Origin of the sequence: Bathymodiolus platifrons methanotrophic gill symbiont, from assembly GCF_002189065.1 — a bacterium.
GTDB lineage: Bacteria > Pseudomonadota > Gammaproteobacteria > Methylococcales > Methylomonadaceae > Methyloprofundus.
Genome location: NZ_BDMN01000505.1, coordinates 1 through 1,896, shown reverse-complemented (window position 1 = coordinate 1,896; position 1,896 = coordinate 1). Strand labels below are relative to the sequence as shown.

Annotated in this window: 2 protein-coding genes; both read left to right on the top strand. The window is 40.5% G+C overall.

Going from position 1 to position 1,896, the window contains the following annotated elements:
- The coding region (locus CDZ78_RS19930) for an ATPase, T2SS/T4P/T4SS family (RefSeq protein WP_167374423.1) at positions 1 to 675 on the top strand (675 nt) is incomplete at its 5' end.
- 2 nt (positions 676 to 677) lie between these two features.
- Positions 678 to 1,781, top strand: coding sequence for a type II secretion system F family protein (locus tag CDZ78_RS19925; protein WP_087871518.1), 1,104 nt, complete (start codon positions 678 to 680; stop codon positions 1,779 to 1,781).
- Positions 1,782 to 1,896: the final 115 nt, after the last annotated feature.

Below are 1,896 nucleotides of genomic sequence, written 5' to 3'. Positions count from 1 at the left end.
CTTAACACCCTGGAGCGTAATATTTCAACGGCTGAAGACCCTGTTGAAATTACTGTAGATGGTATTAACCAGGTTAATATGAATGTCAAAGCCGGGTTAACCTTTCCCATCGCATTAAGAGCATTCTTGCGTCAAGATCCCGATATCATCATGGTCGGGGAGATTCGTGACCTTGAAACTCCTGATATTTCTGTCAAGGCTGCGCAAACCGGTCATTTAGTGTTATCCACATTACATACCAACGATGCACCGCAAACCCTGAACCGTCTAATGCAAATGGGGGTTCCAGCCTTCAATATCGTTTCCTCGGTATTACTGATTATGGCGCAAAGATTAACCAGACGGCTCTGCGAACACTGTAAAGAGGATTCCAAATACCCTGAAAAAACATTGCTGGAAGCCGGCTTTAAAAAGGAAGAGCTGGGTTCTTTTACCGTTTATAAAGCCGTCGGTTGTGATAAGTGCAATGACGGCTATAAGGGCCGCGTAGGTATTTATCAAGTGATGCCCATCAGCGAACAAATGCGCACCCGTATTTTAGAAGGCTGTAATGCTATGCAACTTGCTGAACAAGCAGCACAGGAAGGAATAAATGACCTGCCCCGCTCTGGCTTATTAAAGGTTATGCAAGGCATTACTTCTATTGAAGAAATCGATCGAGTAACAAGAGATTAATTATGGCACAAAATGAAGATCAAATAGAATTTACCTGGAAAGGGAAAAATAAGAGTGGCAAAGTCATTAAAGGTCAAATATCGGCTATTAGTGAAACTATTGCACGTGCAGAACTACGCCGCCAAGGCACTCGTATTATTGGCATAAAGAAAAAACCAAAAGACCTTTTCACTAAAGCCAAAAAATCAATTAGCACAGGTGATATTGCGGTTTTTGCCAGACAAATTGCAACGATGCTGGAATCTGGCATTCCCTTGGTACAATCTTTTGATATTATCGGCAAAGGCAGTGAAAATCCTGCAATGGCAGAATTGGTATTAGCGATTAAAGCGGATATTGAAGAAGGCGATACCTTAGCTCAGGCACTCAGAAAACGACCTATCTATTTTGATGAATTATTTTGTAATTTGGTCGAAGCAGGCGAGCATGCCGGAATACTTGAAAGCCTACTAGATAAAATTGCAACTTATAAAGAAAAGACGGAAACCATCAAGAAAAAAATTAAAAAAGCCCTGACTTATCCTATTGCAGTGGTGGTGGTTGCTTTTATCGTCACAGCTATTATGCTGATTTTTGTTGTCCCTGTTTTTAAAGAATTATTTGATAGTTTTGGGGCAGATTTACCTAGCTTTACCTTATGGGTAATGGGTATTTCTGACTGGATGGTTGCCAACTGGTATTATCTAGTCGGTATCATCGTTGTGCTAGTATACGTTTTTATGTATTTTAAAAAGCGCTCGCATAAGTTCAATTACTTTCTTGATCGCTTACTACTTAAACTACCGATTATCGGCATGATTCTACATAAATCAGCCATTGCCCGTTTTTCGCGAACTTTAGCGACCATGTCAGCAGCAGGCGTTCCCCTTGTCGATGCTTTAGAATCCGTTGCCGGTGCAACTGGTAATATCGTTTACTATAAGGCTGTCATGGAAATGCGAGAAAATGTTGCCACCGGGGAAAGTCTCCAGTATTCAATGACCCAGACAAATTTATTTCCACACATGGTCATTCAAATGCTTGCTATTGGTGAAGAGTCTGGAGCTATTGATAAAATGCTCAATAAAGTAGCTGATTTCTATGAACTGAAGTTTCCCAATTATTGAGTAGCTGAAATACACAATGCTGGTGTATCGAGGTTTATTTTAGGTGGTTTTGCCATGTTTATAGCAAACCCCTACTTAATTCCCCTTAGGCAATAGCATTTGAAACGAATGAAAA